A 7,107-nucleotide genomic window follows, 5' to 3' on the forward strand; every position below is an offset into this window, starting at 1 on the left:
TTTACTGCCATTACTTTTGTGCTAACTTATCTACCATATTCATAACAAACGCAGCACTCTGCACTGCACTTGTCTCTAAAAATTCATCAAAGGAGAAACTAGCATCCATATCTGCTGCATCACTAATCGCACGCAATATAAAAAATGGAACATTTAAAGCATCACAAACAACTGCAACGCTAGCACCCTCCATTTCCAAGGCATCTGCACCAAAAGTATTGCCTATCCAGTTTTTACGCGCTTCATCAGCCACAAACTGATCACCTGTTGCTATAACGCCTTCTTGAAGAGGTTTTTGCATCTCTTTTGCCACCTCATACGCCAAGCTGTTTAACTCTTTATCGCTCTCAACAAAAACAGCACCTTCAGGTACATACCCAAAAGGATGTCCAAACGCAGTGATGTCTAAATCATGTTGTGCTAGTTTTGTTGCTACTATTAAGTCACCAACTTTTAAATCAGAAGATATTGCACCAGCTACTCCAGAGAAAAGTAATTTCTTTGCACCAAAATGTTCACAGAGTGTTGCTGCTGTCAAGGTTGAGAAAACCTTTCCTATTTTTGAGTAGGCTATTACTAAGTTTAGCCCTTTATATTGGGCTTCGTAGTAATTATTTCCAGCATAGGAAGTTGTTTTGTACTCGCCCACTTTCTCTAAAATTGGAGCTATCTCTTCTGGCATTGCACCCATTATTGCTATTGTCATCTCTTTTATCCTATATTTCAAATGTTTTTATCTCTTTTTTAAAGAGTGGAAGTTGCTTTACTATTTTGCCACTCTTCTCTACCAAACAACTTCCACCCCAAAAACCAAGCCCATCTTCAAAACCTACTCTATTGACAAAAATAATCTCTGCTTGACACTCTTTAGCTACTTGCATAATAATAGCGTGCCACTTCTCTTGGATTTTTAGCCCTGCATCATAAAAGCCACGAGCAGGTGATGCAACAAGCACTATAATCAAATCAGGCTTAAGCTTTATCAACTCTTGATGGACACTACTGTGCCATAAATCTTCACAAATAAGCATAGATATTTTTTTACCCTTACACTCAAAAGCTTCAAATTTATCGCCACCTTCAAAGTATCTCGCCTCTTCAAACATTCCATAATTTGGTAAATGAACTTTAATATGTTTAGAAATAAGCTCTCCTTCACTAAAATAGAGAGCTGCGTTTCTAAATATATTTTCATCTCTTAAAGCAAGACCTACGGCAATATCTATCTCTTTACTTAATTGCATCAATTTCTCTAACTCTTCTAATGACCAAGCATCTTCAAAAAGTTTATCTTGTAAAAGATAGCCACTTAAAGAGAGTTCAGGAAAAACTATAAGGTCTGAACTCTCTTTTACATGAGTAATTATTTCTAAAATATCTTCTAAATTTGAACGATTTAGCTTCGGTGCAGTTTGTGCAAGTGTTACTCTCATATTATGAGCAAATTTCCTCTTTAACTTTTTCTAACGATGCCATATCTGAGATATTAAGCGTTTTTAACTCTTTTGCAATTCTTCTATTAAGCCCTTTTAAAACAACACCATTTCCAAACTCTATTGCCATATCCACTTCAGGAGCAATAGCTTGAATAGATTGTTTATATTTTACAGGTTTCACAAGTTGATCTTTTAAAAGTTGTACTGCTTCGGCTTTTGTAGAATATGGTTTTGTAGTAACATTTGAAATAACAGGTGCTTCAAAAGTATCTGTAATATATTTCTCCATTAACTCAGCCAAAGGCGCTTGTGCAGGTGCTAAAATATCACAATGTGAAGCAACTGACATATTTAAAAGCAATGCTCTTTTTGCACCAGCATCTTTAAAAGTCTGCTCTAATGAAACTAGGTCTGACTTCATACCAGCAACAACAAGTTGTCCATCTTGATTATAATTTGCAGGCCAAACCTTTTTACCATCAGCTTGCGCATCTGCACAGATTTTTTCAACACTAGCATCATCAAGACCTACAATAGCCATCATACCTGCATCAATTGTATCACATGCTTCTTGCATTAATGCACCGCGTTTATGTACAAGTTCTACCGCATCAACATAATCAATAGCACCAGTTGCACATAGGGCAGAAAATTCACCTAAAGAGTGCCCTAAAAAAAGTTCTGCTTTTATATCTGGACACTCTGCTTTAAATAGCTTGTAAGCAATCATTTGAACAAGTAAAATAGCAGGCTGCGTATAAGCAGTTTGCCCAAGTTTTTCATTCTCTTGAAAAATTATCTCTTTAAAATCAACACCTATTCTATCTCCAGCTTTTTCAAACATTTCACGAGCAAGTTTTGAATTTTCATAAAAATCTTTTCCCATACCTACGGCCTGTGAACCTTGTCCTGCAAATATCATTGCTATTTTACTCATTTTCTTTCCTTTTATAAATATTGTTTATTCTCAGATATTTTTTTTCTAAGTGTATTTCTATTTAAGCCCAGTTTATCTGAGAGTTGGAGCTGAGACTTATATTTTTTCAAACCAGCTTTAATTAGTGGTGCTTCATACAAATAGAGAAATTTTTTATAATCATTTTTAGAACCAAGCTTATCATAAAGATAATTTTCAAGAAGCTCCATCAAATCCCTATCTTCTATCTCTTGTAAAAGATAGGTAATCATAACTTGCCGTCTTAAAGAGTGTCCATTTTGAGATAAATCAGGTGTCATATTATCTAAAGAGCATAACTCTTTATTACCACCAAAAAGTCCATGTGCTTCTTCTAAGAAAAGTTCTACTAAAGCAGCTACATCTTCAGCTCTTTCGCTCAAAGGTGGCAAATCGACCTTTATACTACAAAGTTCTTCAATCTCATGACTTATTGTATAATTTGACGATGTAGCAATAACACGAACACCATTGTTTTTTATAGACTCTACCAATCTTTGTATATTTGGTGATAAATTAATATTGCTAATTATGATTTCATTTGAAGATTCTAATGCAGTAAGTAATTCATCAAAATTTGATGCATCATAGACCATTGCATTAGGAAGAATAAAAGAAGCTAAAGTCTTTTTACCAATGCCAGAAGGGCCAATAATGAGGGCATTAACATTGAGTGTTTTTAAAAGACTTGCTGTCTTCTTAGCCTGTAAAGAGGCTTCAGAAGAGGTTATAAAATTAGTGACATCCACAACTGCTGCCGCCACCAGTACCACAACATCCTTCATCTTCTTGTTGATTCTCAACAGGAACACCTGAAAGAATTTCTTCAGCAGATGCATCTCTAACATTGTTAATTGCAACTGTAAACATTAACTCTTTTCCAGCCAAAGGATGGTTAAAATCAATGATAACAGTGTCATCTTTAATCTCTTTAACTACAACTTGAACAGTACCACCATCTTCACCTTGACCATAAAGAGTCATACCTTCTGTTAGTTCAATTCCTGCAAATTGTTCTTTTGGAACTTCTTGAGTAGCGTCAGCATTATATTCACCATAAGCATCAGCTGGTTGTACTAAGACATCAGCTTTATCACCAATATTCATATCTTTAATTCCACTCTCTAAACCTGGAATGATTTGACCTTTACCATACATAAATACTAATGGAGCTCCACCCATATTACTATCTACAACTTGATCTCCATCACGAACTTCATACTCTATTGAAACAACTTGATTTTCTTGAATTGACATTTTTTACCCTTATTAATTATTTTTGCGATTTTATCATAATATTATATATTATTGCTGAAAATCATACAGCTAATTTTAAATATCCAAATATTTTTTAGCTCTTAGGGCTTCTTTTGAATTTGGATATTTTTGTATAATTGCATTAAAAAATGCATTCGCATGTTGTTTATCACCTGTTTTTGACATGGCAATTGCAGTATGCAACATTAAGTTTGGCATATATGAAGCCTTTGAATACAGGGATGCACTCTTTTTAAAATATGAGATTGCATTGCCATAGTCTTTTCTTTTAAAATACATTTCACCAATCATATAGTGCGAGTAAGCAGGTTTATAATTGCGTTTAATTAAAGTTTCATAGTCAGATATTGCACTTGTATATCGCTTTTTATTGTAATTTACTTTTGCCCTATTATATAAATCAGCACTTTTAATAGAACTTTTTTTACTCGGTGTTCTTTTACCGTGCTTCATCTCTTTAGCAACAAGAGTTTTAAAACTATTTACATTTTTCACTAAAGCATTATAATCTGCTTTTGTTACATAATCTGCACTAATCGCTTCTAATGATTTACTTAACTGCAAACTCAAAGTTTTCATCTCTTGTATTGCTTGTCTGTTTTCTTGAATAGAGAGACTTAATCTTTTTTGATATTCATCAATATTTCCAAATGATATATCTGTAGAATGTTGTATATTTTGCAGATTAATCTTATTACTTTGTGCTTTTCTACTCAAACTTTCAATAATACTTTGGAGTCCATCAATTCTCTCTCGAAGTGAATCTAATTGACTGGCTTGTGATTTACTCTTACTTGAAACTGTTTTAAGCTTTTTCTCTGTTTCTAGTAATACTTTTTCATTTTTTGTGAGACCATAAGGATTGCTGCTAGTAAGATCGCCTGCGCCAAATGCTGAAGGCTCAGCACTTAACAACAGCACAGGAGAGAGAGTTAAAAATAAAAAATAGAACTTGCTAAATTTCATCTATTTAAAACTTATGGTAAAAGTTTAAAGTTAACTCTACGGTTTTTCGCCCAACACTCTTTTGTATGTGCTGTACATACAGGATTACTTTTGCCATAACTTACCATAGAGATACGAGATGCATCTATTCCATCTGCAACTAAAGCTTTCTTAACTGCATTAGCTCGGCGTAATCCTAACGCGAAGTTATATTCATCACTACCCCATTCATCACAATTACCTTCTAATTTAACTTTGTAATTAGACGCTACTTTTTTTCCAAGTTCTGCTGCTGCATCAATTTTTTCTTGCATATCAGGTGTGATATTATATTTATCAAAAGCAAAATATACGGTTGGTAATTTACTTTCAATAGAATTCATAGTAGATTCACTTGTTGATGAATTTACTAAACTATTTTCACTTGAAACTGTTTCTGTCTCCACAGGCTGAACTTCTTGAGTTGCAGTAGATGCAGCCTCTTCCACTGGATTATTATTTGCCGCTTTAGTATCTACAGCTGGCCCTTTTGAACTACATCCACTAAAAACTAATAGTGCTGCTACAACACCAGAAAGTACGATATTTTTCATACTACATTTCCTTAATATTTAAAATTGGTTTATTATACCTAAAAAAGGTAATAAAATTTAATTGTTGCAGTCAGCTTACCAATCCATAGATTGTATTCTTCCTGATTTTATAGGAAAAAGATAATTTTTATTAAAATTTAACCGTATTATACCGATAGAACTTTGCCCTTTATAATTTTTCACAAATATAATTGCATCCCCATCTTTTGAGAATTTAGGAAATTCATTTACACCTGTAGCTGTAAGTCTTCGAATAAGATCAGTTTGCGTTGAAACTAAATGAAGATTAAAAGTATTTTGACTAAAAGCATTTGAACTCTCTCTTGCTTTATATACAATATAGTGTCCACTTGCACTACATGCAACATTACTGTTTCCATAATATACTACCTGATTTATTTCATTTGTCAATAAGTTTTTTGTAAAAATCGTAGGATATCCTAACCTAGATGAAACAAATGCTATTGTATCTTCATTCATAAATTGCCCACCAACATCAATACCACTATAGGTAGTTTCTCTTTTATATGTATGCTTTTTTACATCATACAAATAAATATCTGGTTGTCCATCTTTTGCCATTGTTAATAAAAGATGATTACCATCATTGCTAACATCTGAACATATCATCATACCATCAGAAGATATAATACTTTTTACTAAAGCCGTTTTAATATCTACATATTTTAAAGTAGGTTTATCACTATCTAAAGATGTATAATAAAAAGCAGTTTGCGCCTGATTTGCCCATTTTGGAAAAAGATTAAGACCACCTTGAATAATTATATGTTGATAGGCTAATGTATAATCGGCAATGACTATCTCACTTTTTTTAGGAGCAATAACTTTAGCAAATATAACTTTTTTCTTCATCCAGCTCACTGGCTTTGCACCCATATATTCATTTATATCATAAGCAATTGCATGTGAAACAAACATATATATATCTTTTCTACTAACACGATAATTTTTAGAAAAAACTTCACTATCACCCTGAAGTAGTTTCATCTGAAGATTCATGGCACCATTATCATCTTCAAATATTTTATATCGTAAAACATATTCCATATCTTTATTAGCCACTAGTACCGAACTATCATTATACGGTACAATTCGGTGATGTCTATCTACATTAAAAAGTGAAATAACATTTAAATCAGCAACAAGAGACTTGAAAAACCGTAACTTAAAGGTATTGTCATAGCTAATAGAGGAGTCCTCAATCGCTAATGTTGGCAATGAATCTGCCTTTTTAATAACTTCAATAGTTGCATCACCTGCATATACAATGTTAAACAATAAAAACAATAAAAATAAAATCTTCAATCTCTACTCCTTAGATATTAATGTAACAGTCGTTGTAGTCGTCTTTCCATTAGGATTAATTGGAAAAACCACATTTTTGAGTCTCTCTTTTATTCTATCAACTTCACTATTTAAAGCTTTACTAGCAGAATAATTTAATACTCTAAAATCAAGCATTTTTCCAAAAGGGTCAAGCACGATTACAGTTTTTACGCGATTTCCTTCTGTATTAGGAGGAACATTGAAATGTTCATAAACAATTGCTTGAATTTTAGCTAAATATTCATTAACCTCATTTGCACTTGAAGTAGCATCTACAGTTACATTTTCTTCTTTTTCCTCTACTTGTTCAACAGTTTTTTCAATTGGCTTTAGTTGATTATTCTCTTTAAGTTTAATCTGTTTTTGAATTTCACTAATTCTTTTTGAATTCACTTTTCGTTTTTTAACTTTGTGCTGAATCTTTTGCGTCCAAACATCACTAAACAAATTATTTACATCAATATTTTTAGAGGAAGAGCTTGTAGTAGCTACTATTTTTTTTACAGAAGCTTTTGTTTTCTTTACTATATTTTTCGTAGGTGCAAGTGCAATA

The 7,107-nt window shown here is 32.7% G+C and carries 9 protein-coding genes; all 9 read right to left on the bottom strand.

Features of this window, described 5'->3' with window-relative positions:
- Window positions 1–10: 10 nt before the first annotated feature.
- Window positions 11–706: a 5'-methylthioadenosine/adenosylhomocysteine nucleosidase gene (locus MVY38_RS09495; protein ID WP_297485594.1), complete on the bottom strand. Its 696-nt coding sequence runs from the start codon at window positions 704–706 to the stop codon at window positions 11–13.
- Between the two features lie 10 nt (window positions 707–716).
- Window positions 717–1,433: a nitrilase-related carbon-nitrogen hydrolase gene (locus MVY38_RS09500; protein ID WP_297485597.1), complete on the bottom strand. Its 717-nt coding sequence runs from the start codon at window positions 1,431–1,433 to the stop codon at window positions 717–719.
- A 1-nt stretch (window position 1,434) separates the two neighbouring features.
- Window positions 1,435–2,373, bottom strand: a complete 939-nt coding sequence (gene fabD / locus MVY38_RS09505) for an ACP S-malonyltransferase (RefSeq protein WP_297485599.1) — start codon at window positions 2,371–2,373, stop codon at window positions 1,435–1,437.
- 11 nt (window positions 2,374–2,384) lie between these two features.
- On the bottom strand, window positions 2,385–3,194 hold the full coding sequence (locus tag MVY38_RS09510) for a Fis family transcriptional regulator (RefSeq protein WP_297485601.1): 810 nt from the start codon (window positions 3,192–3,194) through the stop codon (window positions 2,385–2,387).
- Window positions 3,127–3,648 carry a peptidylprolyl isomerase gene (locus tag MVY38_RS09515; RefSeq protein WP_297432665.1) on the bottom strand — a complete coding sequence of 174 codons (522 nt, stop codon included), beginning with the start codon at window positions 3,646–3,648 and terminating at the stop codon, window positions 3,127–3,129. Before MVY38_RS09515 ends, MVY38_RS09510 begins: the two co-directional genes overlap by 68 nt.
- 75 nt (window positions 3,649–3,723) lie before the next feature.
- Window positions 3,724–4,635, bottom strand: coding sequence for a tetratricopeptide repeat protein (locus tag MVY38_RS09520; protein WP_297485602.1), 912 nt, complete (start codon window positions 4,633–4,635; stop codon window positions 3,724–3,726).
- A gap of 11 nt (window positions 4,636–4,646) precedes the next feature.
- Complete coding sequence (gene pal, locus MVY38_RS09525; RefSeq protein WP_297485604.1) at window positions 4,647–5,207, bottom strand: peptidoglycan-associated lipoprotein Pal; 561 nt, start codon at window positions 5,205–5,207, stop codon at window positions 4,647–4,649.
- A 75-nt stretch (window positions 5,208–5,282) separates the two neighbouring features.
- Window positions 5,283–6,533: a Tol-Pal system protein TolB gene (gene tolB / locus MVY38_RS09530; RefSeq protein ID WP_297485607.1), complete on the bottom strand. Its 1,251-nt coding sequence runs from the start codon at window positions 6,531–6,533 to the stop codon at window positions 5,283–5,285.
- A 3-nt stretch (window positions 6,534–6,536) separates the two neighbouring features.
- A partial coding sequence (locus tag MVY38_RS09535) for a TonB C-terminal domain-containing protein (RefSeq protein ID WP_297485610.1) occupies window positions 6,537–7,107 on the bottom strand: 571 nt, incomplete at its 5' end.

Origin of the sequence: Sulfurimonas sp. (assembly GCF_027056685.1) — a bacterium.
Lineage (GTDB): Bacteria > Campylobacterota > Campylobacteria > Campylobacterales > Sulfurimonadaceae > Sulfurimonas.